The 24,692-nt window shown below is 39.9% G+C and carries 22 protein-coding genes, 1 tRNA gene and 1 riboswitch; of the genes, 3 read left to right on the forward strand and 20 right to left on the reverse strand.

The features are described 5' to 3' along the window. Nucleotides 1-51 precede the first annotated feature (51 nt). The gene (locus tag L2B55_RS15190) at nt 52-2,703 is read left to right on the forward strand and encodes a TonB-dependent receptor (protein ID WP_237847016.1); all 2,652 of its coding nucleotides are present in this window, start codon (nt 52-54) and stop codon (nt 2,701-2,703) included. 98 nt (nt 2,704-2,801) lie between these two features. Here the strand turns inward: L2B55_RS15190 and L2B55_RS15195 are convergent, their stop codons facing one another. Then, on the reverse strand, nt 2,802-3,437 hold the full coding sequence (locus tag L2B55_RS15195; protein ID WP_237847017.1) for a peroxiredoxin: 636 nt from the start codon (nt 3,435-3,437) through the stop codon (nt 2,802-2,804). Nucleotides 3,438-3,596: 159 nt separating this feature from the next. On the opposite strand from L2B55_RS15195, the gene L2B55_RS15200 reads away from it, so the two are divergent. Then, nucleotides 3,597-4,316: an MgtC/SapB family protein gene (locus L2B55_RS15200; RefSeq protein WP_237847018.1), complete on the forward strand. Its 720-nt coding sequence runs from the start codon at nt 3,597-3,599 to the stop codon at nt 4,314-4,316. On the opposite strand, the gene obgE is transcribed toward L2B55_RS15200, so the two are convergent. From obgE to L2B55_RS15215, 3 genes are all read right to left on the reverse strand, one after another. After that, nucleotides 4,313-5,308, reverse strand: coding sequence for a GTPase ObgE (obgE, locus tag L2B55_RS15205; RefSeq protein ID WP_237847019.1), 996 nt, complete (start codon nt 5,306-5,308; stop codon nt 4,313-4,315). The two genes, L2B55_RS15200 and obgE, sit on opposite strands and share 4 nt — an antisense overlap. A gap of 133 nt (nt 5,309-5,441) precedes the next feature. Continuing rightward, nucleotides 5,442-6,014 carry an adenylate kinase gene (locus tag L2B55_RS15210; RefSeq protein WP_237847020.1) on the reverse strand — a complete coding sequence of 191 codons (573 nt, stop codon included), beginning with the start codon at nt 6,012-6,014 and terminating at the stop codon, nt 5,442-5,444. Nucleotides 6,015-6,075: 61 nt separating this feature from the next. Next, a tRNA-Arg gene (locus tag L2B55_RS15215) sits at nt 6,076-6,152 on the reverse strand. A 326-nt stretch (nt 6,153-6,478) separates the two neighbouring features. On the opposite strand from L2B55_RS15215, the gene L2B55_RS15220 reads away from it, so the two are divergent. Further along, on the forward strand, nt 6,479-7,138 hold the full coding sequence (locus L2B55_RS15220) for an outer membrane beta-barrel protein (protein WP_237847021.1): 660 nt from the start codon (nt 6,479-6,481) through the stop codon (nt 7,136-7,138). Nucleotides 7,139-7,178: 40 nt separating this feature from the next. Here the strand turns inward: L2B55_RS15220 and moeB are convergent, their stop codons facing one another. The 16 genes from moeB to L2B55_RS15295 all read right to left on the reverse strand — a co-directional run bounded on the left by moeB (nt 7,179) and on the right by L2B55_RS15295 (nt 24,560). Next, nucleotides 7,179-8,201 carry a HesA/MoeB/ThiF family protein gene (gene moeB / locus L2B55_RS15225; protein ID WP_237847022.1) on the reverse strand — a complete coding sequence of 341 codons (1,023 nt, stop codon included), beginning with the start codon at nt 8,199-8,201 and terminating at the stop codon, nt 7,179-7,181. Nucleotides 8,202-8,226: 25 nt separating this feature from the next. Then, entirely contained in the window at nt 8,227-9,336 is a 1,110-nt protein-coding gene (gene thiH / locus L2B55_RS15230; protein ID WP_237847023.1) for a 2-iminoacetate synthase ThiH, read from the reverse strand. 7 nt (nt 9,337-9,343) lie between these two features. Next, nucleotides 9,344-10,120 carry a thiazole synthase gene (locus L2B55_RS15235; protein WP_237847024.1) on the reverse strand — a complete coding sequence of 259 codons (777 nt, stop codon included), beginning with the start codon at nt 10,118-10,120 and terminating at the stop codon, nt 9,344-9,346. A 2-nt stretch (nt 10,121-10,122) separates the two neighbouring features. Beyond that, entirely contained in the window at nt 10,123-10,767 is a 645-nt protein-coding gene (locus L2B55_RS15240; protein ID WP_237847025.1) for a thiamine phosphate synthase, read from the reverse strand. Then, nucleotides 10,754-11,506: a hydroxymethylpyrimidine/phosphomethylpyrimidine kinase gene (locus L2B55_RS15245; RefSeq protein ID WP_237847026.1), complete on the reverse strand. Its 753-nt coding sequence runs from the start codon at nt 11,504-11,506 to the stop codon at nt 10,754-10,756. Before L2B55_RS15245 ends, L2B55_RS15240 begins: the two co-directional genes overlap by 14 nt. Continuing rightward, nucleotides 11,473-12,051: a beta/alpha barrel domain-containing protein gene (locus L2B55_RS15250; RefSeq protein WP_237847028.1), complete on the reverse strand. Its 579-nt coding sequence runs from the start codon at nt 12,049-12,051 to the stop codon at nt 11,473-11,475. Before L2B55_RS15250 ends, L2B55_RS15245 begins: the two co-directional genes overlap by 34 nt. Before the next feature lie 53 nt (nt 12,052-12,104). After that, nucleotides 12,105-13,934 carry a phosphomethylpyrimidine synthase ThiC gene (gene thiC / locus L2B55_RS15255; RefSeq protein ID WP_237847029.1) on the reverse strand — a complete coding sequence of 610 codons (1,830 nt, stop codon included), beginning with the start codon at nt 13,932-13,934 and terminating at the stop codon, nt 12,105-12,107. 53 nt (nt 13,935-13,987) lie between these two features. After that, a complete protein-coding gene (thiS, locus tag L2B55_RS15260) occupies nt 13,988-14,194 on the reverse strand; it encodes a sulfur carrier protein ThiS (RefSeq protein ID WP_237847030.1) in 207 nt (68 codons plus the stop codon). An 81-nt stretch (nt 14,195-14,275) separates the two neighbouring features. Next, nucleotides 14,276-14,373: riboswitch (TPP riboswitch) on the reverse strand. 266 nt (nt 14,374-14,639) lie between these two features. Then, entirely contained in the window at nt 14,640-15,617 is a 978-nt protein-coding gene (gene floA / locus L2B55_RS15265) for a flotillin-like protein FloA (RefSeq protein ID WP_237847031.1), read from the reverse strand. Nucleotides 15,618-15,816: 199 nt separating this feature from the next. Continuing rightward, nucleotides 15,817-16,281, reverse strand: a complete 465-nt coding sequence (locus tag L2B55_RS15270) for a redoxin domain-containing protein (protein ID WP_237847032.1) — start codon at nt 16,279-16,281, stop codon at nt 15,817-15,819. Between the two features lie 62 nt (nt 16,282-16,343). Next, nucleotides 16,344-17,252, reverse strand: coding sequence for an SDR family oxidoreductase (locus tag L2B55_RS15275; protein WP_237847033.1), 909 nt, complete (start codon nt 17,250-17,252; stop codon nt 16,344-16,346). 142 nt (nt 17,253-17,394) lie between these two features. Further along, on the reverse strand, nt 17,395-17,514 hold the full coding sequence (locus L2B55_RS19000; RefSeq protein WP_338092185.1) for a DUF6875 domain-containing protein: 120 nt from the start codon (nt 17,512-17,514) through the stop codon (nt 17,395-17,397). Between the two features lie 194 nt (nt 17,515-17,708). Then, nucleotides 17,709-18,554 (reverse strand): endonuclease/exonuclease/phosphatase family protein, encoded by an 846-nt coding sequence (locus tag L2B55_RS15280; protein ID WP_237847034.1) that lies wholly within the window; start codon nt 18,552-18,554, stop codon nt 17,709-17,711. 100 nt (nt 18,555-18,654) lie between these two features. Then, nucleotides 18,655-19,464, reverse strand: coding sequence for an endonuclease/exonuclease/phosphatase family protein (locus tag L2B55_RS15285; RefSeq protein ID WP_237847035.1), 810 nt, complete (start codon nt 19,462-19,464; stop codon nt 18,655-18,657). Between the two features lie 74 nt (nt 19,465-19,538). After that, a complete protein-coding gene (locus tag L2B55_RS15290) occupies nt 19,539-21,296 on the reverse strand; it encodes a RagB/SusD family nutrient uptake outer membrane protein (RefSeq protein WP_237847036.1) in 1,758 nt (585 codons plus the stop codon). A 33-nt stretch (nt 21,297-21,329) separates the two neighbouring features. Beyond that, nucleotides 21,330-24,560 (reverse strand): SusC/RagA family TonB-linked outer membrane protein, encoded by a 3,231-nt coding sequence (locus L2B55_RS15295; RefSeq protein WP_237847037.1) that lies wholly within the window; start codon nt 24,558-24,560, stop codon nt 21,330-21,332. Nucleotides 24,561-24,692 lie beyond the last annotated feature (132 nt).

Raw genomic sequence — 24,692 nt, forward strand, 5'->3', positions numbered from 1 at the left:
TTTAGAACTTTTTTCTTATATTTTCATAATTAATCAAACAAATCTATAGTTATGAAAAAAGCTCTACTCCTCATTTCCACATTTATCCTTATTACCAATCTTGCTTTAGCACAATTTACCTTAAAAGGCAAAGTAACCGATAAACAAGGTAATCCCCTGATCGGCGTAAGCGTTCAAGAAAAAGGCACCTCTCATGGTGCTAAAACAAATAACGATGGTAATTACTCTTTTAAATGCGGATCGAAAACTGCAGTCATTACATTTTCGTTACTCAGTTATATCACTCGTGAAGAGTTACTGAACAACAGAGAGACTCTTAACGTCTCATTGGAAGAAAGCACCAGTTCTTTAGCAGAAGTGGAGATTGTAGGCTCACGTAACCTTAAACGTTCTGTAACAGACACTCCTGTACCGGTTGATTTAATTCCTGTATCCAAACTGGCTAATGCCACAGGTATGATTGATATTAATACGGTATTACAATATGCGGCACCCTCTTTCAATGCCAACAGGCAAAGTGGCTCAGATGGCGCCGATCATATTGAACCAGCCACACTAAGAGGCATGGGCCCTGACCAAACATTAGTATTAATCAATGGTAAAAGAAGACATCAGTCTTCATTAGTCAACCTATATGGCAGTCGCGGCCGAGGCAATACCGGCACCGATTTAAACGCAATTCCTTCTGCCGCAATTGAGCGTATTGAAATTTTACGTGATGGAGCTAGCGCACAGTATGGTTCTGATGCAATTGCCGGAGTAATTAACATTGTCTTAAAACAAAACGTTGATGAGTTTGATTTCAATTTTATTGCTGGTGCTAACAGCACTGGCTATGGAAATTCTCTTGAATCAGGCTCAGGAAAGATATTAAGCACTGAATGGGATGGCCAACAATACAATGCCAATGCAAACTACGGATTCAAAATAGGTCAAAAAGGTGGTTTTATGAATATTACAGGGGATATAGATCATAAAGATAAAACCTACCGTCCTAACTATAATACGCTCTATCCTGATAATTTCCGTGCTCAATTTGGAGATGCATCCTATACCAATTTTGGACTGATGCTTAACAATCGAGTTCCAATCAAAACCAAAAGTGAATTCTATTTTTTTGGTGGATTTAACAAACGAAATGGTGATGCATTTGCATGGACACGTGATCCTGAAAGTGAACGGAATGTTATTTCCATTTATCCCAATGGATTTGATCCACATATTGAATCAACTATTACCGATTATTCAGGCTCTGCCGGCATACGAACAAAACTAGGGCTATGGAATGCTGACTTTAATGCTACCTATGGCCGAAATCGCTTTGAGTACGATGTAACAGGGACATTAAATGCATCTCTTGAAGCCGCTTCCCCAACCAGCTTTGAAGCAGGTGGTTTTGCCCTGGGCCAACTAAATCTCATCGCTAACTTCAACCGTTCGTTTGAAAAGGCCTTAAATGACAACGACATTAACCTGGCCTGGGGTGTTGAATACCGAAATGAACAATATAAAATTTTTGCAGGCAATGAAGATTCATGGAGGCAGTATGGTCCTGTGGTGTTCAGGACAGATTCCGTGTTTGACGATAGCAATAATTTTGTTCGAGTAGATACAACCTTCCGACCGGGAGGATCACAAGGATTTCCGGGATTTCAGCCGAAAGATGAAATTTCTCAAACCCGAAACAATATAGGAGGATACATCGATGCTGAATTTGATCTTACAAAAGCATTAATGATTGCCGCAGCAGTTCGTTTGGAAAACTATAGTGATTTTGGATTTACAGCTAATTTTAAAATTGCCAGCCGTTATAAAATACTGGAGCAATTAAATGTACGGGGGTCATTCAGTTCAGGATTCAGGGCTCCCTCTTTACCACAAATTTCTTTCAGCTCTACATTTACCAACGTTGCCGCCGGTCAAATTGTTGATCAGGTTATAGCCCCCAATAATAGTGAGATTGCCCGTCAGGTTGGTATTCCGGAGTTAAAAGAGGAAAAGTCTCTGAATGCCAGTTTGGGCTTCACTGCCAAACCACTGAACAACTTATCTTTTACTGTTGATGGTTATTGGGTACAGGTGAAAGACAGAATTGTACTAACTGGTTTATTCGGAAGTGACGATGATGTCATTGGTCCTATTCTGGAAAGCCTTAATGTAGGCGCTGCTCAATTTTTCACTAACGCAGTTGATACGCGTACTATGGGGCTCGATGTGATTGCAGCGTACACAGCTAACATTGGTAACAGTATATTAAATACAACATTGGCAGCCAACTTTAACGACATGAGGGTGGACGAAGTTCATACCACTCCTGAATTAGCAGGAAAAGAAGACACCTATTTCGGACCAAGGGAAAGAAGCTTTTTACTTGCTTCTGCACCTCCCTATAAAATCAATTTAAGTTTTGATTATCGCGTAAAAAAGTTCAACGCTTTTCTTCGATTTAACCAATTTTCAGGGGTGGATTTAACTAATTGGAATGATGTAATTGATAGCTATTCTGCTAAATTAACTACCGACCTATCGTTGGGTTATACCTTTAATAAATATGTGAATATTACCTTTGGGGGAAATAATATTTTTGATGTCTATCCTTCACACCAAGACCCAGGTCTGACAGAAAGCGGAGGAATGTGGGATGCTGTTCAAATGGGTTTTGGAGGTGCCTATTTCTTTGGCCGGATAGGTATTAAATTTTAGCTCCAATTTTCCAAATAATATATCAAGCAGAGAGGCTGTCTCCTACATTTGACAAAGCAAACATAGGAGACAGCCTCTTCTGCATTCTTTACTAGAATTTATTTATTAGGCTGCGGCGTGTATCGCAAATATGGTTTTACAATTCTATGTCCCTTTGGAAAACGGGCAGGAACCTCTTCTGTTGGAATTGAATTTACAATGATGCAATCTTCACCATCCTTCCAATCCACTGGAGTTGCCACGCTGTGGTTGGCTGTTAATTGCAATGAATCAATAACACGCAAAATTTCCTGAAAATTTCTCCCTGTTGATGCAGGGTATGTTAAGGTTAACTTAATTTTTTTATCAGGACCAATAACAAAGACTGATCGCACTGTTAATGTATCAGAAGCATTAGGGTGAATCATTCCGTATAAATTTGAAATTTCTTTACTCGGATCAGCAATAATTGGAAAGTTGACTTCTGTATTCTGCGTTTCATTGATGTCTTTAATCCAACTTAAATGTGATTCAAGAGGATCTACGCTAATAGCAATTACCTTAACATTACGCTTGTCAAATTCAGCTTTCAATTGTGCTGTTCTACCCAGTTCAGTGGTACAAACAGGGGTAAAATCAGCCGGATGAGAATAAAAAACACCCCAACCATTACCTAGGTAATCATGAAAATCGATTTCACCGAAGGTGGTTTGTGCTTTGAAATTAGGGGCGATATCGCCAAGTTTTAGCTCCATAGTTTTTACGTTTATAGTTATTAATATAAACAAATATATTTTCAATAAACAACAAATAGTTATTCTATGTTTTAAATAGATTATAAAACATTAAAAAACTCTGAGAAAAGTTTATAAAGCAAAAACTCAGGGATTTCGTAATTTTCAACCAAATTAAAAATGACAACATTGAACGAAAATTTCCTTATTCATCAGGTTGAATTACGCTTGTTGGTAGCTTTTTTATTAGGTGCTGTAATTGGCACAGAGCGTCAGCTTAGGCATAAAATGGCTGGCATGCGTACTAATGCATTAGTTGCGGTTGGATCTTGTCTGTTTGTATTGCTTGGCGTTAAAATTATGGGAGATCAATCAAGTGCTGCCCGTGTAGCAGCTCAAATTGCATCAGGTATCGGTTTTTTAGGAGCCGGTGTAATTATGAAAGATAATTTTAACATCAGTGGATTAAATACAGCTGCTACTGTGTGGTGTTCTGGAGCTGTTGGTGCTTTATGCGGAATGGGTTATGGTTACGAGGCTTTTTTAGGCAGCTTTTTTGTATTGTTTTCGCATGTATTTTTACGTCCGCTGGGCAAACAAGTGGTCAGCAAATATTCGTCGTATGAGGAAGGCGAAAAACGTTATACCTTAAAAGTAAACTGCACGAACGAGGCTGAAAAAAGAATTCGGGAAACCGTTTTGGACTATATCAAAAAATACAACATGCGCATTGTAAACATGAACCTTGAGTTCGACAAAGTAAAGAACGAATCAATTATCGTATTTGAGGTTTTAAGTTACAAAGCAGGAAACCAAGACGTCATGGAAATGATGCAGACCATTAACGAGGACGAAAGCGTTTCAGCAGCCTTCTGGGAAGTGGAAGTGGATAACCGTTAGCCGTTTATCGCCTTCCACAATAAATCTTTTAGCTCAGTAATACCTTTTTGCGCAACCGACGAGATAAATTGAGCTGGAATCCCTTTCGGCAATTCATTTCTCATTTCAGCCATTAACTCATCATCCAACATATCACTTTTGGTAATAGCCAGTACCCGGGGTTTATCTAACAGCTCAGGGTTGAATTGACGAATTTCATTCAACAAAATTTCGTACTCTTGTTTAATATCTTTACTATCTGCAGGTACCATAAACAATAGTACCGAGTTACGTTCAATATGACGTAAAAAACGCAAACCAAGTCCCCTGCCTTCAGCAGCACCCTCAATAATACCTGGGATATCAGCCATAACAAACGACTTGTTATTTCGGTAAGCCACCACCCCAAGGTTAGGAACCATTGTTGTAAAAGGGTAATCTGCAATTTCAGGTTTTGCTGCAGAAACAACCGACAATAAAGTTGATTTACCGGCATTTGGAAAGCCAACCAAACCAACATCAGCCAGTAACTTTAGTTCCAACACACGCCACTCTTCACTTCCTGCCTCTCCAGGCTGAGCAAATCGAGGCGTCTGATTAGTTGACGATTTGAAATGCCAGTTACCTAGCCCTCCACGACCTCCAGGGGTAATAATTTTGGTTTCACCGTCTTGAGTAATCTCATGTAAAATTTCATCCGTTTCGGCATCTTTTATCACAGTACCCAGAGGCACCTCCAAAATCTCATCTTTACCTTGAGCCCCTGTTTGTAAAGCGGCCCTGCCCCCTTCACCGTTTTCAGCAATAACATGCTTACGGTACTTCAAGTGTAACAAGGTCCAAAGCTGACTGTTCCCTTTCACAATAATATGGCCACCTCGACCGCCATCACCGCCATCCGGACCACCCTTTGCTGTTTTTTTATCCCTGTGCAAGTGGGCAGATCCTGCTCCTCCTGCTCCTGAACGACAGCAAATACGTACATAATCAACAAAATTGGAACCTTGACTCATAATTCTTTGGGGCTAAGCGCAATTAAATTACATGAATTGTAAATTTAACTACTGCATTAAAAAGAAAGAAGTACGAAATAAGAAGTAAGAGTCTTTCCTACTTCATAATTCGTACTTCTTATACTGAATTTTATTAATAAGCGTCTACTACATCGCAGATGTTATTGAAAATTTCATCAATAGCACCAATTCCGTAAACGCCGGTAAACTTATTTTGACCTTTGTAGTAGTTAGCTACTGGGGCAGTTTTATTATTGTATTCATCAATACGTTTTTGAATAATTTCAGGGTTCTGATCATCCGGACGGCCTGAATCTTTTCCACGTAACAATAAACGTTTTTTCAATTCTTCATTTTCAACCTCTAAAGCAACCATACCTGAGATAGAAGTATTCTTTGAAGTCAATAACTGATCTAAAGCTTCTGCCTGAGCAACAGTACGAGGGAAGCCATCAAAAATAAATCCCTTGGCACTTGCGTTCGCATCAAGTTTATTGCTAATCATTCCAATTACAACCTCATCTGGCACCAAAACTCCCTGATCCATCAACTTCTTTGCCTCTAAACCCAATTCTGTACCGGCAGCAATTTCAGCACGAAGAATATCTCCGGTTGATAAATGCACCAACTGGTACTTGTCGATTAACTTTTGTGATTGAGTTCCTTTGCCGGCTCCCGGAGGGCCGAATAAAACTAAGTTCAGCATGTTTTAAGTTGGTTAAAACTAAAATAGCCTGCCATTTGCTGACAGGCTATTGATTGAATTTTGGTGGACCCAAAGGGAGTCGAACCCCTAACCTTCTGATCCGTAGTCAGATGCTCTATCCAATTAAGCTATGGGTCCTTCTTTTATTGAAGGCCGCTATCGTTGTAACGGGAGTGCAAATATAAGGAGGTTTTTAAGTTTGCCAAAGGTTTTTAAAAAAAAATCCGCACTATTATTATTTCTACTTCATTATCAGCGAAATAAATTTCAATATTAATCTTCCATTGTCATATACAAATAACCTAATGCAGCATTTTAAGAGGTTTTATCATCCTTGACACATCACTTTTTTATTATAAAACATCAATTATGTTAAATGAAGTATTTTCAAATGCAATGAATAATGATTAAATTCAAGTTTATCTAGATTAAAAACATTTTCTATAACCTCTAATAAATTCACTATGAAGAAGCTCTCTATCTTTCTCTTAATTATTATTGGGGCTACATTAAGTTCTTCAGCTCAAAACTTTAGAATAAACGGTTACACAAATTATGTTTTTGACGATGCTGTTGATTCTTATTATAGCAACTCTGCCTATTTTAATGGCACCATCAAAGGAGGCTTCCAGTGGGGAGCAGGTGTTGAGTATATGTTACCAACTCAACAACAAAAATCCTATGGAATTGAACTTTCTTACCTTCATCAAGACACAAACGCACCGACAGATTATGTATCTGATATTACCGGCCAAATAAGACATGCCGATTTTGACATGAAACTTGATTTTATCATGTTAGGTGCAAATGGTTATATGAAAGTTAATCCAAAGGTTGAGCCTTATTTTGGATTAGCGGCGGGTGTTGGTATTTTCAATGTTGACAATCCGGTTAGCGGAACCGGCACAAATGCTACAAAATTTTCATGGGCACTAAAAGGAGGCGCAAACATTTATGCCACCCCTAAGGTAGCCATAAAAGTACAGGCAGCCTTACTTTCGTCAGTTCAGGCCGTGGGAGGAAGTTTATATTTTGGAACAGGGGGAGCAGGTGCTGGTGCTAGTGGCTACTCTTCCATGTTACAATTTATTCTAGGTGGAGGTTTGACTTTCAACTTTGAGTAATCTAAGCTATTAAGAGAGCAGTAATTCCCTTTAACCTGGATTACTGCTCTCCTATTCCCTCAGATAAATGAAATGCTTTTACCTGGGGATAATTACTCATTATCCAGTTTAAAGCCGTTTTACTACGCAATCCGGTGGAGCAAACCAATAATACCGGACAAGACTCAGACCAATTGCATTCCGTAAAATCTAAAAGCGGAATACTCTCCCCTCCGATATTAAAGGCCTCAAACTCGTAAGGCTCCCTTAGGTCTATAATTCTTAAATTGGGGTAAGTCGCTTTCAATTCAGGCAAAGTTTCCTTGGTAATTTGCTTCTCAATACCTGAAAAATTGGATTGAGGGCTCTTTTCAGGCTCCCAATAAGTAAACACCTGTGGATGCATCGTTAATGTATTCCAAACCCAAAGTTTACCTGCCATACTTTCTCCTGCACCGGTAATAATTTTTATTGCCTCTAACGCTTGCACGCTACCTACCAAGCCGGGCAATGCTCCTACTACTCCTATTTCTGAACATGTTTGATTTTCCATTTCTTCTGGAGGCTCGGGATACAGGGCTTCCAACCCTGGAGAACCATGATAATGAAAAACCGATACTTGCCCTTCAAAACGATGAATTGAACCATATACCAATGGTTTTTCAAATTTTTCACAGCAGGAATTCAGCAAATAACGGGTAGTAAAATTATCAGAACCATCAATCACCAAATCGGCACATAAAACTAAGGCATCGGCATTATATTCATCCAGTTTGGCTGTCACTGCCTCAATATCGATTTCAGGATTCAGCTTTCTTAATTTATCAGCAGCAACTATGCTTTTGGCCTTTCCTATATCTTCAACAGAATAAAGAACTTGCCGTTGCAGATTGGTTAAATCAACCTTATCAAAATCAACAATCACTAATTTCCCCACTCCTGCCGCAGTAAGATATTGCAAAACCGGACAACCCAAGCCCCCAGCACCAATTACCAAAACATGAGCTTTAGAAAGCTTTTCTTGTCCGTTTAATCCTATTTCAGGCAAAATCCATTGCCGGCGATACCGCTCAAAGTTTGTCATGCAAAATCCTCAAAAATCGTTTATGCTAAAAAGTCTTATCCCAATCTTTCCATACAGGTTCATAGCCTTGCGATTTAATAGCCTGAATTACATCCGGAACTTTTCTTTCGTCAGAGATCTCAAACTGTTCTAGTGATTGAGAGGCAACCGTATACCCGCCAGGATTAGTTTTGGACCCCGCACTCATGGAGGTAATTCCCAGGTGAATCAACTGGTCTCTGAATTCAGGTGTTTCACGAGTAGAAAGACTCAATTCAATTTCAGGCTTAAATAAACGGTATGCTGAAATTATCTGCACAAAATCACGGTCGCTAACAGGTAATTTAGGCGGCAAACCTCCGCTGCAAGGGCGTAAACGAGGAAAAGAAATTCCATATTGAGTTTTCCAATAAGCCTTTTCCAGGTAATTAACATGTAAACCGGTAAAAAAACAGTCAGCCCGCCAATCGTCTAACCCTAACAAAACACCCAAGCCCATTTTTCGCACACCAGCCCTTCCAATGCGGTCGGGAGTTTCCAATCTATAATCAAAGTTTGATTTTTTGCCTTTAGGATGATGTATTTTATAATCTTCACGATGATAAGTCTCCTGGTAAACCAGGACATTTTCTAATCCATGTGACATCAACTTTTTATACTCATGTTCGTCTAATGGCTGCACCTCCATTGATACGTGATCAAACACAGGCCCTATTAGTTTCAGAGCATTCTCGAAATAATCAACCCCTACCGTTTGATTAGCCTCCCCTGAAACTAGCAACACATGCCGGTAACCCATTGACTTTACAAATTCAGCTTCAGCTAATAATTCTGCATCTGTAAGCGTTTTCCGCTCTAACTTGTTATCATAACTAAAGCCGCAATAGGTGCAAATGTTTTGGCACTCGTTGCTTAAGTAAAGCGGAATATAAAGTTGAATAGTTTTTCCAAATCGCTTTAGAGTCAAACGCCTGCTTTCTTCAGCCATCAGCTTAACATACTGAGATGCAGCAGGAGAAAGTAAAGCTTTAAAATCCTCGAGTGATCGCTTAGGAGTATAAATTGCTCTTAAAACATCATCAGGCGTTTTGCGGTAAATACTATCCAGCGTTTCTTCCCAGGAATAATTATTAAATACAGTTGTAAAGCTATGCATGCTCATCTTACAATAAATCAAGAAATTCGGTAAACGGACTACTCGCTTCGGCATGAGAACGAAGAGTATCTAACCCTGATATATATGCTTCCCTACCAGCTTCAACAGCTTTTTTGAATGCCGAAGCCATTTTTTCAGGGTTAATGGCACCTGCAATTGCGGTATTTACCAGCACTGCATCTGCACCTATTTCCATTGCCAGAGCCGCATCTGAAGGACGACCAATTCCGGCATCCACTACTACGGGCACTCTGCTTTGTTCAATAATGATTTCTAAAAACTTGCGACTCACCAAGCCCTGGTTAGAACCGATTGGAGCCCCTAACGGCATTACAGCTGCCGTTCCAACATCCTCCAAACGCTTACAAATGACCGGATCGGCATGAATATAAGGTAATACCGTAAAACCCAGTTTCACCAACTCTTCGGCAGCCTTCAGGGTTTCTACAGGATCAGGCATAAGGTATTTAGGATCAGGATGTATTTCGAGTTTCAAAAAATCTGTTTCAAAAACTTCACGAGCCAACAATGCGCATTGAATAGCCTCTTCGGCAGTTCGCGCCCCGGAGGTATTAGGCAATAGATTAACCTTAAGTAGCTCTAAAGTACTTAGCAAATTTTCCTGCTCAAGCCCCTTCTCCACCCTCTTTAAAGCAGCGGTAACCAATTCCGAACCTGAAGATAGAATTGCAGCCTTCATTATTGGGTTAGAACCAAATTTACCGGTCCCCAAAAAAAGGCGGCTAGTAAATGCTCTGCCTCCGATTATAAGTTGATCATTCATTTTCAGATAAGTTGAGATGTTGATGATATTTTATTTTCAAACTCTTGAACCATTACACACGCATCTTCAGCATGTGTAATAACTGATGAAACTGCCACTCCATAAACCCCGGCCTCTTTTAACCCTTCAACATCGTCAATGGTCAATCCGCCAATTGCAATTACCGGCAATTCCAAAGCTTCTGTTTTCATCTGTTTCAAAATCGCTTGATAACCTTGTAAACCTAACAAAGGGCTTAGGTTTTGTTTTGTAGTTGTAAACCGGTAAGGGCCCAAACCAATATAATTTACTCCCATTCCAGACAGTGCTCGAATGTCATCAATCGTGTTGGCTGTACCTCCAATAATAAAATCCGAACCTAAAGCTTCACGTACATCAAGTGGAGACGAGTCTTTTTTACCTAAATGCACGCCATGAGCCCCTATTGCTTTTGCAATATCCGGACGATCATTAATAATTAACACCGCATTTGCGGCCTTACATACTTGCAAGGCTTGCAGGGCCGATGACAAAATAACATTATCATCATAGTTTTTAAGCCTGAGCTGAATCCAGCGGCAACCTGCATTCAATGATTTTTGAATATTTTGAAGATGTTCGGCAGGCGTAGCACCTTGAGAGATATACTGTAAACTAGCTATTTGCATGATAAGCTAACAATGTTTGATTTGAATGAATTAACCGATACACATATTTTTTTGCCTCTAAGCAGGCGTTTTCCAATGATTGCCCATTGGCAAGTTGAGCTGTGATAGCCGCTGATAAACAGCATCCTGTACCATGTTTAGGACTGCCCATTGGCCCTAAGGGGTTTAGTTCTGTTATCTGTCCGTTTACGATGAGTAAGTCGGTTCCCGGAGTTGTCGAAGAATGCCCTCCCTTTAAAAGTACAGGGCATTTTGCCGACCACAACACTGCAGCTTCAATTGCATTTTCATTAACCGTCATTTCTTGCATCTCAGGAACGTTAGGAGTTAACAATGCCAGATGCATCAATGAACTTTCGAGGCCCACTACATTATGAAAAGGGGTTCCCATTGAGGGACCCAAAACCGGATCAACAATAAACTTCAGATTGGGTCTGATTTTCTTTGCTACCTCTACTATTTCGCTTAAAACTTCCCAATTTTGGATGATACCTACCTTAACATATTCCACAGGGTATCTGCTTAAAAGGGGGTTAAGCTGATTGATTATTGATTGCGGGCTTAACCAATCTACATTGAAGACTTGCTCTTCGGTTTGCACGGTTACAGCAGTACAAACCGAAAGTCCCATTACTCCTAGCTGCTCAAATGTTTTGCAGTCTGCAACCAGCCCGGCTCCTCCAGTAGGATCAAAACCGGCAATAGTTAGCACATAAGGGCGGTCACACAATTTTTCCATCGTTGCAAAGGATTATGAAAATTCCATATGTAGCCTAAAAGGGCCGCATGCTGAAATCTCCGGTTTATTATTTCGTTAAAATGGGCAGGTGTTACTCCACCCAGAGCTACAGCCGATTCCAGGTCATGTTGATCTACAATCCAGTTCTCTTCAGCATGATGCCCCACTTTGGAAATACTGTCAAAGACCGGACTGCACAAAACCCAATCGAATTGACTAAGCTGCTGTAGTTCGAGCAGCGAATGCGCTCCTGATGACGTTTTCAGATTATGCTCACAGCATGTTTGTTTATAAAACCCGAATTGCTCTATTGTTAGGTTTAATCGAGCATTTTTAGGTAAATGCCATCCAGCAAGTCCTTCAAATGACGGATGCCAATCTGCAGCATGCACAAACACCTGCTTTCGCAGCATATCCGGCCATTGCTCCAATACATTCCCTAATTCATCAGTCGTCAACATTGGCTTTCTGAAATGAATCAAAAAAGGATACACTTCTTGCATAGCCAGCAATAAACTGACTTCATTTTCAGAGGGAACTTCCATTGATATAACTCTAATCTTAAGGGGGGGCATCTACCTAACAATTTAAAAGCAACCTAGCTGTAAATATTAAAACCGCTTTCTGCAAACTCTTTTGCCTTATTGCTCATTTCCTCCAAAGTTTCGGCATTATTGTCTTTGATCTCTTGCGAAATTTTCATTGAACAAAACTTAGGTCCACACATAGAACAAAAGTGAGCCGTTTTAGCACCTTCAGCAGGCAATGTTTCATCGTGATAACTTCGAGCAGTTTCAGGATCCAAAGACAAATTAAACTGATCATTCCAGCGGAATTCAAAACGAGCTTTACTCAAGGCGTCATCGCGTAATTGTGCTCCCGGATGCCCTTTAGCCAAATCAGCCGCATGGGCCGCAATTTTATAGGTAATTACACCTGTACGCACATCTTCTTTATTCGGTAAACCCAAATGCTCTTTAGGTGTTACATAACATAACATCGCACAGCCATACCAACCGATTTGTGCCGCCCCAATGGCAGATGTTATATGATCGTATCCTGGAGCTATATCAGTTGTAAGTGGACCTAAAGTATAAAAAGGAGCTTCGTAGCAGTGCTGCAATTGCAAATCCATATTTTCTTTAATCATTTGCATAGGCACATGCCCAGGGCCCTCAATCATTACCTGAACATCATGTTTCCAGGCTATTTTGGTTAGCTCACCCAAAGTTTTTAATTCAGCAAATTGCGCTTCATCATTGGCGTCATAAATCGAACCTGGACGTAATCCATCACCTAAGGAGAAAGAAACATCATAAGCCTTCATAATCTCACAAATTTCTTCAAAATGAGTATAGAGGAAGTTTTCCTTATGATGAGCCAAACACCAACCTGCCATGATAGAACCGCCACGAGAAACAATTCCTGTAACCCGATTAGCCGTAAGCGGTACGAATTGTAAACGCACTCCTGCATGAATGGTAAAATAATCCACTCCCTGTTCTGCTTGCTCTATCAATGTATCACGGAAGATTTCCCAACTTAAGTCTTCCACTTTTCCGTTTACTTTTTCTAAGGCCTGGTAAATTGGAACAGTTCCAATAGGAACTGGTGAATTGCGTAGCACCCATTCACGCGTTTCATGAATGTTAGCCCCAGTACTTAAATCCATAATAGTATCAGCACCCCAACGACAGGCCCACACTGATTTTTCTACTTCTTCTTCAATAGAAGAGGTAACTGCTGAATTTCCAATATTGGCATTGATTTTAACCAGAAAGTTGCGACCGATAATCATCGGTTCAATTTCAGGATGGTTGATGTTAGCAGGAATTATGGCCCGGCCTGCCGCAATTTCCTCACGTACAAACTCAGGGGTGATAGGCCCGCGAGGCGTTCTGGCACCAAAGGATTCTCCAGGATGTTGTTTATACGCTGTTTCTAAAAGTTGATTTTCACGAATGGCAACATATTCCATCTCAGCCGTGATAATGCCTTGTTTGGCATAATGCATTTGGCTTACATTTTTTCCTGGTTTTGCTTTCAACGGCAACCCTAAATTTGGAAAGCGAATATCTTCGAGTTTAGGATTATTCAACTGCTTTTGTCCGTATTCTGAACTAAGCTGTGCTAATTGCTCCACGTCGTTGCGCTTTCTAATCCAATTGCGACGCAGTTGAGGCAATCCCTTTCTTACATCAATCTCTTGTTGAGAATCTGTATACGGACCAGAGGTATCATACACTACCACCGGGGCATTCTTAACCGGAGGCTTTGTTTTATCAAAAGGCTGCGTATCATTTAAACTGATCTTACGCATGGCCACTTCTATATCATGATTTGAACCTTTTACATAAATTTTTTCCGACGCAGGAAACGGCTCACGGCTAATTACATGATTTTGCGGTTGTTGGCTGTTGTTTTTCATTTTATAATATGAAATAGGGATTTAAATCAAATGCTTAAGATTATGGGAATATTTTAACCACCCTGACTGGCTGTTACTATGGTTATATGAGCTGATTCAGGAACGAGAGTGGTACTCCAGCTACTTCGAGGAATCACACGATTGTTGAGGGCAACAGCAATTCCACGCTTTTCAAGCAGGTTAAGTACTGAAAGTAAAAAGCTTAGTTTAAGTTCTTGTTCCGAAAACTGATAAGGCGTTTTGTTTACAAACACTTCCATGTAAATAAGTTTTGGGGTAAACTTCAGGAAGTGCTAAAACCAATTAAGGCGAGCAAAATCATGAAAAGGCCAAACCATAAGGTTCCGCCGTAAACTTTTCCCTACGTCAGTATGAACTGCATCAGGTTCAAAGGGTATTATCTCAGTCTGGCTGGTTACAGACACCCCTAAAGTTTACCATAGTACGTTGCGAATATACGGTTTCTTCTTAAACAAGCAACAGGAAGAATGGATCATCCATTCGTATTCTTTCGAACACGTCACAGACGCGCGAGAACAGAGGTTAACTAAAGATCCACTTAAACCAACATTTATAACGTAGGGAGAGAAGGTAAACTTGCCATATAAACTTCATTATTACCTAGAGAGTTGATTTCTCTCAAAAGAAAAGGTTTCGATGGATTAACCGAAACCTTTTCTATATCCTTAAATAGTAAGAACTACCTTATTTCTTGGTTTCCCCGCCTTTAGGTTTTGAAATGGATTCACGCATTTCTGTATCGGCTTTCATATTTTGCATGCGGTAATAATCCATAATACCCATATTACCCGCTTTAAAGGCATCAGCCATTGCTTTAGGAACTTCCGCTTCAGCTTCAATTACCCTTGCACGCGCGTCTTGTGCTTTTGCACGCATTTCTTGCTCTAAAGCAACAGCCATAGCGCGGCGCTCTTCGGCACGGGCGTTTGCCACTTTTAAATCGGCTTCGGCCTGGTCTGCTTGTAATTTAGCGCCGATGTTTTCACCAATATCAATGTCGGCAATATCAATAGAAAGAATTTCGAAAGCCGTTCCTGAATCCAGGCCTTTTCCCAATACTACTTTTGAAATTCGATCAGGATTTTCCAATACTTCCTTGTGACTAGAAGCCGAACCGATAGTGGTTACAATTCCTTCACCAACACGGGCTAAAATAGTTTCCTCACCGGCACCACCTACTAATTGGTTAATGTTAGCACGAACTGTAACACGGGCTTTAGCAACTAACTGAATACCATCTTTTGCTACCGCAGCAACCGGTGGCGTATTGATTACGCGGGGATTAACCGATAATTGCACGGCATCAAATACATCGCGTCCAGCAAGGTCTATGGCCGTAGCCAGTTTAAAATCCAACGGAATGTTTGCTTTATCAGCTGAAATCAATGCTTTAATTACATTATTCACATGCCCTCCGGCAAGGTAGTGTGTTTCAATATCATTGCTTGTGATCTTTAATCCGGCTTTGGTCGAAGTGATCATAGCATTTACTACCAGTGCAGGCGGAACTTTTCGCAAGCGCATCAGCACCAAGGTAATTAAACTTATAGGTGCTCCTGACAGCCAGGCAGTAAACCATAGGTTTACCGGAAAAAGATAAAGAAAAACAAAAAGTGCTATTACAGCCCCTACAACAGATAGTACAATAGTAAATGGTTCCATTTTGGCTCAGTATAGTTAATAAACGATAGAATGTTTCTACCGCATAAAGATGAAAAAAAAATAAATTCAAAATATAACTTTTAGCCAATAGTTATTAAATCATATTTAGTCATTTAGTAAAGTAGTATTTATAAACAAAAAGAGCTGCTACTTTTCGCAGCAACTCTCCTAAGTAGTTAATATTATGCTAAAAATTGAATTAAGAGTTTACAATAGCATCAATTGCTGTAAAATCCGGTAGTTCACCTGCGTTCTCTAACACTTCTGCATATTTAATAGTTCCTTGCTCATCAATAACAAAGGCTGCACGTTTGGCAACTCCTTTTAAACCTAATACAAAGGTTTCATATTGCGCATCATATGCATTGGAAACTTCCTTATTAAAATCAGAAAGCAGGGGAAATTGATAATTATTATCTTCTTTAAACTTTGCCAAAGTAAATGGAGTATCTACTGAAATACCAAGTACTTGAGCATTCAATTTTTTATAATACCCGAATTTATCACGCATAGTACAAAGTTGCTCGGTACAAATGCTTGTAAATGCCAATGGAAAGAAATGAAGTATCACTTTTTTACCCTTAAAATCATTAAGCGATACTACTGTGTTATCCGAACTAAACAATTTAAAATCGGGAGCCTGATCTCCAACTTTTAATGCCATAACTATATTGGTTTTATTTAAATGTAGAGCAATCTATTAAAACATCGATAATCTAACAAAAATTATTTAATCAAAGACAACTGCTCATCAACAATCATCAAACCTTCTTCAAACGAACGAGGGCTATATCCTAATTCTTTTATCGATTTATCTAAAACAAAACCTGTTTTTACCGGACGTTTCGCCGGTTGATTTAAAGTATCTGCAGAGATAGGGTTGATCAATGATTTATCTAATTTCCAGAAATCAGCAATTCGTTCAACAATTTCCAAAATGCTCATAAAATCCTTACCTGAGGCATTAAAAATCCCCTTCACTCTTTTTTCCATAGCCAGAATACAGGCATCTGCCAAATCCTCGGCTAAAGTAGGATTTCGATATTGATCATTCACCACATTTATATTCTGTCCCTTTTCTAAAGCAGCTTTGGCCCACAATACAATATTGCTGCGGCTCATATCTTTTACTACACCAAACACGATAATGGTTCGTAAAATAGCGTAATCGATTTCGCTATCTTTTAATAACTCTTCCGACTCCAGCTTGGTTTGTCCGTAATAACTTAATGGATTAGGAGATGCTTCTTCATCATAAGGCCCGTTCGCCCCGTCAAAAATAAAATCAGTTGAAAGATGAATAAAGTGAGAGTTGGTTTGCTTGCAGGCATCAATAAAATATTGAACAGCATCAACATTCAATTTTTTACAAAGTTCACGTTCCGCTTCACAAGCATCAACATTGGTCATTGCTGCTGTGTGAATCAAATGATCAGGACGATGCTTTAACATGACTGATTCTACTTCAACTTGATTAGTTATATCTAAGCTCTCATAGACATATCCTGTTTCACGATATCGGTCGGCCCCTTTGGCTGTCGCTATCACCAAATATTCAGGATTATTTCTTAATTTATCCAGAAGCTTTTGCCCTAACAATCCGTTGCTGCCTGTAATCAGTACTTTTTTTGACATAAATAGTGAGTTATTCAGTGCAAGATGGGACGAAAAACTCAAAATTACCATTAGTTTTTTTTAACAAACTAGCTTTCAACTCATTCTCATTAAAGTAAATCTCGATGGAAGACATTTCTTGTCTGAATTTTCCCAGATGAAACTATCCAATCATCAAACCGTTTTCTACATACTTGTCTTTAATATTGCTGTGAACCACATCTAAAATACACGACTCATCATCCGGAATATTATTGAATACAGCCAGTAATGTTTTCTTCATTCTGTCTCCAACAGAAAAGAAGCCATTTTTTAAAAAATCAATAGTAGGATAATAACAATTGTTCCAAATTTTCTACACTACGACCGTTTACTTCTGGATGGCATGTGATAAAAAATGAATATTTTCAATGGCTGGCTTCACAAAGGGACACACTTCCTGGGAATGCTTAAAAACAAGCTTATACATCTCTTTTATTAAAAGCTTAACTCAGCCATTACCGGAAAATGATCAGAGGGGAATTTACCATGGTAGGTATCAGTAAGCACGCCCCATTTAAGTACTTTAATGGCCTTGGATACGAAAATATGATCAATGACCTCATTTTTATCTACCTGCTTCCCGAACCCATTGAATGAGCCATTGTTAACATAGGGATAGTTAACTTCTTTAAAGGTATCTTTCAGCACACCTGAATTGGCGATATTCTTATAACATTCGCTGTCGGGTGTAGCATTAAAATCGCCGGTTAAAACAACCGGTTCATTTCCGGCAATTGCTTTGATTTTGGCTAATATCAATTTACTGCCTTCGTTACGAGCCACAACACCCTGATGATCATAATGAGCGTTAAAGAAATAAAATTTCCGTTTTGTCTTTATATCCTGTAAATAAACCCATGAGCAAATACGGTTGCAGCAGGTAGCATCCCAGCCCAATGAAGGCTTATCGGGAGTTTGAGAAAGCCAGAAATCGCCTTTATTTAATAACCTGAACTTATCTTTCTTAAAGAAAATTGCCGAATGCTCACCTTTATCCTTACCATCATCACGGCCAATACCATAACGTTCGTATTGCGGCATTGTATTGGTGATATCATCCAATTGGTGCTTTAAAGCTTCCTGGGTTCCAAAAACATCAAAGTCGTGAAAACGGATGAGAGCGGCAACAATCGGAGCCCTGTCAACCCATAAATTACCGGCATCACCCGGATTATCGAACCGAAGGTTATAGGTACTAACTTTTAAGGCTTGTGCGTAAGCCAGCCTTGTACAACACGCCAGTACCAGTACCAACGTGAAAAAGAAACGGTTTAATTTCATTGTAATGTAGTTGGGTTTTCTATATATTTTTCGGATTGTAGATTTCGGATTATAACATATAAGTTGTCTCAATCCAAAATCTAAAATCCAAAATCTAAAATCATTTTAACTTTAATTCGGCCACTACCGGTAAATGATCAGATGCATAGGTTTCAGAGATCACCTGATGCGATAACACCTTAATTATAGAAGGCGTATACATAATAAAGTCGATCTCCCGATCAGGATTAATCACTGGGATGGTAGGTGCACAATTTTGCATGCAGCTGCGTTTAAAGAACTGATCGGTATAATTAATGGGTTCTGAACCTGGCACGGCATTAAAATCGCCGCATAAAATTACCGGCTGTTTCTCATTTTTAAACAATTCAGCAATTTTCTGAACCTGCAGCATTCTGTTTTCAGGTTTAAGATCGAGATGGGTTGCGGCAAACTTTACTTTCCTTCCATCTTTTAACGCTACCGTAATAACTGCTAAAGCACGCGGTTCTCCACCAGCTCCCTCTTGCATTGGTAAGGCATAAGCAACCGAATCAAGCACCGGATATTTAGAGAGCACTGCTATACCGTATTCCCCACCCTGAAAATCAATACCTTTAGCAAAGAACGAATACATACCGGTTAAACGGGCCAGCTCACGGGCCTGGTGCATCTCTTTACCCGAACGGCTTGTATGCACATCTATCTCCTGTAAAGCAACAAGATCAGGCTTTGCGGCATTAATCACTCTGGCTATTGCAGCAAGATCTATTTTAGAACCTTCCGAAGGCGGATTGCAATGATGCACATTATACGTCATTACCCTAAGACCGGAATCTTTAGGCTTTTCATTGTTGTTGGCGGCATTAATATTTTCACCAGCTCCAATTAAAAGGAGCATCAAAAGGACTAATTTATTTATATACTTCATTTTAAATTGAGATTTAAACTAATCACTTCACTTTGTTAATCAAAAATTTATGTTCGTCGTTGTATGTGTTTTCATTAGTTAACCCCATCCAACCAGCCTGGATTTTGGGTAAGATTTTTATTCAGTAATCGTTCCTGAATGGGAATCGGATATAGATAATCTCTCGCTTCATCAAAAGTCTTGGCAATGCTTGGGTTTACAAGTATTAAACCGCCTGATTGATTATTTTCCAATATTATTTCACTTCCCAATTTTAGGTATTGTGGCCCCTTAGCACTCGGTTTGGTACCAGTATAAATCTCTACATCAACCTGACCATCCTTATCAAGATCATACTTACCCAGTCCTGTAAAACACATTCCTTTATATTGTTCAGCTAATAAATGCCCCTCTTTCCATCTCAACAAATCATTCCATCTAAAACTTTCCATTACAAGTTCTATTCTACGCTCCCTGCGAATTTCTAACAATATACCTTTATTGCCACCGCTTACATGCGTGTACTGTCCGGCCAAATATGAATCAGGGGTTGCATTAGCCATAGCCATATCAAGGTTAGGCATCCCTACCCTGTCGCGTAACAGCTTAACCGATTTATCAATATCAGCCTGGGTTAATTCTCCCAATTCTGCTTTAGCCTCCGCATAATTCAACAACACCTCGCCATAACGAAACAACGGCATATCATTCGAAGATCGGTTAAACGAATCGTAGGTTTCTTCAGTTACAAACTTAATCAACTGGTATCCGGTTACTGAAGCCCCGAATGAAGGAACCAACTTATTTGTATTGCCAATCCGGGTGTATCCGGGTGTACGTATTGTTTGCGACAAGCGGGGATCACGATTTTGTGTCTCGTCATAAAACTGCATCTTATCATAACCGGCTATATCTGTGAAGCGAGTCCCGTCTTTCATTAAATAGCTATTTACCAGTTTCTTTTCAAGACCCGGTTTACCGTAAGATGCTGTAATTGTATAGTAGTTAAGATTATGCCATATCTGCAACTCATTACTAAAGCGTCTTGCTAGAATTATTTCCTGATCTATTGCCTTTGCTGATGAAAAAAGCTGTAAGTAGGCTTTATCAGGAGTACTTTTATAAATGCTGTATTGTTTACTATTGATTAATTCTTCAGCAGCGGAAGCTGATTCTCTAAGAAACTTATCAGCCTCCGGTAAATTAAACTCTGTATGATATTTTCTGAATGTTCCTTCAAAAAGGCAGATTCTTGATTTCAGCGCCAGGGCTGTCCATTTGGTTACCTGCTCTACACTCCTTGTAGTACCCAAGTTTGCAACGGCATAATTTATATCGGCAAGTACTGAGTCCATCACCAGTGTCCGTGGATCCCTGGCTTTCTGCAAAGCAGCTTCATCATTAATGTTTATCACACCCGAATACCAGGGTACATCACCAAACTTTGATACTTTATCAAAATAAAAATAGGCGCGGAACAATCGGGCTATGGCCACGTATTTCTTCACTGAAGGACCATTGATAAACTTATTATAATTTGCCAGGAAGTAGTTTATCTTCCTTAATTCGCCCCAGGTCCATGAACCGCCCGATACTGGCACCGTACGTTTACCGGTAAGCATGTCCCCAAGATCTGTTTTCACAATATTATCCACGTCTTCATTGTAAACTCCTTCGGCGCTTGGAAAAAGACTGTAAAAAGAATTTGTATAAAGCTGCATATCCTTCTCCGTTTTAAAGAAGTTATCCGGCGATATATCGGAAAGTGGCTGGCGGTCCAGGTAATCTTTTTTACACGCTGCTACCGACAATAGTATAGTGGCTATGATGATATATAAATTAACTTTTTTCATGTCTAAGCTATATTTTCAATTTATTTATTTGAGTTAGAATGACAAATCAATACCCAGTGAATACACTTTGCTGAAAGGATATACCCTGGCGTTGCCATCAACCGTACGCCCGTTATAATCTGAAGCGGCTTGTTCAGGATCAATATAATCGTTGTTCAACTTTGAGAACGTGAACAGATTATCGCCGCTTAGGTATAGCCGGCATCTTGAAACCTTCAATTTATTAAGCAAAGAAGGAGGTATAGTATAACCTACTGTAAGATTCTTCATCCGGATATAGGCTAGATCCTGTATGTACCTATCATTCTTAACTTGCAGTTCTCCTCTGTCATTAAGCGCCTCATATCCCCTTAAGAGCGGGAAATAAGCATTCGGATTTTCTGGCGACCATACCTTATCCTGAAAATCTTTAGGAATAAACGAATAATATGGACGTGAATAAGGCCCCCAGAATTTATCAGCATTAGTACCCGGATACCAATTTTGACGACCAATTCCCTGGAAGAAAACCGATAGATCAAAACCTCCCCAGTTTGCATCTGCGGTAATCCCGAACGAATAACGCGGTAAAGAATTGCCTATAACTTTAAGATCGCCATGGTCGTCAAGGGTATTTTTACCGGCATTTACCATGTTATCGCCATTCAGGTCTTTAAACTTCATATCACCGGCTAATAATTTTGACCATTGTCCCGGTGCTCTAAGCCGCTGCTGATTTACGTACGATTGATCAATCTTGTAAGCGGCCGCCTCTTCATCCGTTCTAAAATAACCGTCGATGCTGTAGCCCCAAATCTCCCCTAATTGCTGCCCCACATAGTAATTGCTCAACAGGTTACCCGGATTATCGAAACGGGTGATCGTAGCTGTATAATCCGACAAACCTATACCGAAATTGTACGAGAACGGTTTATTAGCAAGGGTAGTCCTGTTTTTCCAATTCAGGGCAAGTTCCCATCCTTTGGTACGCATATCGGCCGCATTTTCTCGCGGTGATGAAGCGCCGAAAACTGCCGGCAATGTTTTTCCGGGGATCAGCATATCCTTAGTGTTTCGGATATACCAATCAAACGAAGCCGTTAACCTGTTATTAAACATGCCTATATCGGCTCCAATGTTTGTAGAGGTCGATTTCTCCCAGGTTAGATTAGGTGATATAGGTGCTGGAACCGTTAAATATTCCAGTTTCTTTCCATCCATAATATAATCGAGTGTTCCCCTGCCCAATAAAGGAATATAACCATAAATACCCGCTTCCTGCTGGTTGCCAAGTGAACCATAAGAAGCCCTGATTTTAAGGTCATTCATAACTTTTCTGAATTGGGTAAAGAACTGTTCTTCACTCACGCGCCATCCACCTGAAATTGAAGGAAAGAATCCAAACCTGTTTCCTTTGGGAAATTTGGAAGTACCATCATACCTGCCGTTAAACTCCAAAAGGTATTTATCGGCAAATACATAATTTACCCTTGAAAAAACACCCTGCAAGGCCCACTCGTTAGCATTACCGCTCACCTGCTGATCACCTGAACCCAGCGTAAGATCATTTAAATCTTCCGACAACAGGTCCTTTCTGAGTCCATACATGCGTTTGTAGCTTTGCAGCTCCTGATTATAGCCGGCCATAAATTTCAACAAATGTTTTCCGACTTGTTTATCATAGCTGGCGTAAGCATTTAGAACATGACTCTGACGGGTATAATTAGTCACTCCTAATTGATCAAAGCCTATATAATCAACCACTCCCGGATAGATGGACCATGGAGCGCGCGTTCTCCGCTGAAAATCGCTGGATGGATTATAAGTAAAGCTGTAATTACCTAATAACTCTAGTCCTTTGGCAAGCTTTGCTGAAAAACCTATGGTATTCACAAATTCGTTATTCTCCTCCCCGCCTTTTGATTTCCCATGTAACAGATCTGCATAAATTCCATCTCCTACGGTATAATTATTTAACTCCGTACGATAAGTTGCCGTACCATCAGGATTAACCGGTAGATAGGAAGGAAGTGCATGTACCGTAACCGATACGAAATTGCTGTTCACCCCCCATCCCGGATAGGTATATTTTGAAGCATTATATTGAGTGTTATTATTTACGGTTAACCAATCAGTTAACCGACCGGTGATTTTGGACCTTAGATTATAGGTATTATATCTATCCTGATTCACTCTCATAATACCATTCTTCTCATACATACGTCCCGAGAGGAAAAAGTCAATTTTTTCACTTCCTCCGGATAAGTTCAGTGAATGCTCAATAGAGTTTTGGGTGTTGCGGAACATGGTATTCCACCAATCCGTACTTCCATAGTAGACATATTGATCTTTTCCTTTACGGTTATCAATAATTACAGATGGCAGTGACTTATCGGTTTTCCTTTTTTTAAGTTCTGCGTAATCCTCATCAGTATAGCCGGTATAAGTATTACCCACTGCCCGCAAAAAAGCCTGATCGTTCAACATGGCAGCATCATAACCATCGGTGATAAAGTCTGTACGTACGGTAGGCGCTGTCCAACCAAAATTATTGCTGTAGTTTATACTGAGCTTTCCCTTCTTAGGCTGCTTAGTAGTTACTAGTACTACCCCAAAGGCTCCGCGGGCTCCATAAATGGCAGCCGAAGCAGCATCTTTTAATACCGAAATATTCTCAACATCCTTAGGATTGATGGTATTAATTGAGCCCGGTACACCGTCAATCAGCACCAGGGGCTCTCCTCCGCCGTTTATTGAAGTATTTCCGCGGACGTTGATTTTACCCTGTGAACCGGGTCGACCATCACCAAAGGATACGTTTACATTGGGAGCTGCTCCCTGCAGGGCCTGGGTGATATTAGCCACTGGCCGGTCTTCTATTCCTTTTGCATCAATCTGACTAATGGCTCCGGTTAAATTCACTTTTTTCTGCGTTCCGTAACCTACCACTACTACTTCCTTCAGCTGGCTCGCACTCTCTTTCATTTTAACCATTAAGGAGATTTTCTCTCCTGCCTTAACCTGATAGTTATTAAAAGTTTGTGATTCAAGACCTATAAAAGTGAAGGTGAAGCTGTAAGGACCTCCTGAAGGTAACTCAGCAAATGCAAACAGTCCATTTTCATTGGTAGCAACCGCACTCGAATAGCCGGTTGCTTTATTCTCCGCCTTAACAACTACGCCTGGGAGCACCTCTCCTTTTTCATCCTGTACAATCCCTGTAACTTTTGGGCCACCCTTTTGTGCGTAAACATTTATGCAGAGAACGCATAGTATTAAAAACATCAAACTTGCACTACACCTTTTTAAGAGCCTACTTTTCAGACCATTACACGTCCGGATTTTCATTTTACTAAGACAAAGTATTTCCATTACATCATTTTTTAACATGTTTCATTTGCCAACAGGCAAAGCGCT

Source organism: Solitalea lacus, from assembly GCF_022014595.1.
Lineage (GTDB): Bacteria > Bacteroidota > Bacteroidia > Sphingobacteriales > Sphingobacteriaceae > Solitalea > Solitalea lacus.

What these genes read in the sequence shown, in the direction of transcription:
- L2B55_RS15190 (WP_237847016.1), top strand. Translation starts at nt 52, where the DNA reads ATGAAAAAAGCTCTACTCCTCATTTCCACATTTATCCTTATTACCAAT.
- L2B55_RS15195 (WP_237847017.1), bottom strand. Translation starts at nt 3,437, where the DNA reads ATGGAGCTAAAACTTGGCGATATCGCCCCTAATTTCAAAGCACAAACC.
- L2B55_RS15200 (WP_237847018.1), top strand. Translation starts at nt 3,597, where the DNA reads ATGACAACATTGAACGAAAATTTCCTTATTCATCAGGTTGAATTACGC.
- obgE (WP_237847019.1), bottom strand. Translation starts at nt 5,308, where the DNA reads ATGAGTCAAGGTTCCAATTTTGTTGATTATGTACGTATTTGCTGTCGT.
- L2B55_RS15210 (WP_237847020.1), bottom strand. Translation starts at nt 6,014, where the DNA reads ATGCTGAACTTAGTTTTATTCGGCCCTCCGGGAGCCGGCAAAGGAACT.
- L2B55_RS15220 (WP_237847021.1), top strand. Translation starts at nt 6,479, where the DNA reads ATGAAGAAGCTCTCTATCTTTCTCTTAATTATTATTGGGGCTACATTA.
- moeB (WP_237847022.1), bottom strand. Translation starts at nt 8,201, where the DNA reads ATGACAAACTTTGAGCGGTATCGCCGGCAATGGATTTTGCCTGAAATA.
- thiH (WP_237847023.1), bottom strand. Translation starts at nt 9,336, where the DNA reads ATGCATAGCTTTACAACTGTATTTAATAATTATTCCTGGGAAGAAACG.
- L2B55_RS15235 (WP_237847024.1), bottom strand. Translation starts at nt 10,120, where the DNA reads ATGAATGATCAACTTATAATCGGAGGCAGAGCATTTACTAGCCGCCTT.
- L2B55_RS15240 (WP_237847025.1), bottom strand. Translation starts at nt 10,767, where the DNA reads ATGCAAATAGCTAGTTTACAGTATATCTCTCAAGGTGCTACGCCTGCC.
- L2B55_RS15245 (WP_237847026.1), bottom strand. Translation starts at nt 11,506, where the DNA reads ATGGAAAAATTGTGTGACCGCCCTTATGTGCTAACTATTGCCGGTTTT.
- L2B55_RS15250 (WP_237847028.1), bottom strand. Translation starts at nt 12,051, where the DNA reads ATGGAAGTTCCCTCTGAAAATGAAGTCAGTTTATTGCTGGCTATGCAA.
- thiC (WP_237847029.1), bottom strand. Translation starts at nt 13,934, where the DNA reads ATGAAAAACAACAGCCAACAACCGCAAAATCATGTAATTAGCCGTGAG.
- thiS (WP_237847030.1), bottom strand. Translation starts at nt 14,194, where the DNA reads ATGGAAGTGTTTGTAAACAAAACGCCTTATCAGTTTTCGGAACAAGAA.
- floA (WP_237847031.1), bottom strand. Translation starts at nt 15,617, where the DNA reads ATGGAACCATTTACTATTGTACTATCTGTTGTAGGGGCTGTAATAGCA.
- L2B55_RS15270 (WP_237847032.1), bottom strand. Translation starts at nt 16,281, where the DNA reads ATGGCATTAAAAGTTGGAGATCAGGCTCCCGATTTTAAATTGTTTAGT.
- L2B55_RS15275 (WP_237847033.1), bottom strand. Translation starts at nt 17,252, where the DNA reads ATGTCAAAAAAAGTACTGATTACAGGCAGCAACGGATTGTTAGGGCAA.
- L2B55_RS19000 (WP_338092185.1), bottom strand. Translation starts at nt 17,514, where the DNA reads ATGAAGAAAACATTACTGGCTGTATTCAATAATATTCCGGATGATGAG.
- L2B55_RS15280 (WP_237847034.1), bottom strand. Translation starts at nt 18,554, where the DNA reads ATGAAATTAAACCGTTTCTTTTTCACGTTGGTACTGGTACTGGCGTGT.
- L2B55_RS15285 (WP_237847035.1), bottom strand. Translation starts at nt 19,464, where the DNA reads ATGAAGTATATAAATAAATTAGTCCTTTTGATGCTCCTTTTAATTGGA.
- L2B55_RS15290 (WP_237847036.1), bottom strand. Translation starts at nt 21,296, where the DNA reads ATGAAAAAAGTTAATTTATATATCATCATAGCCACTATACTATTGTCG.
- L2B55_RS15295 (WP_237847037.1), bottom strand. Translation starts at nt 24,560, where the DNA reads ATGTTTTTAATACTATGCGTTCTCTGCATAAATGTTTACGCACAAAAG.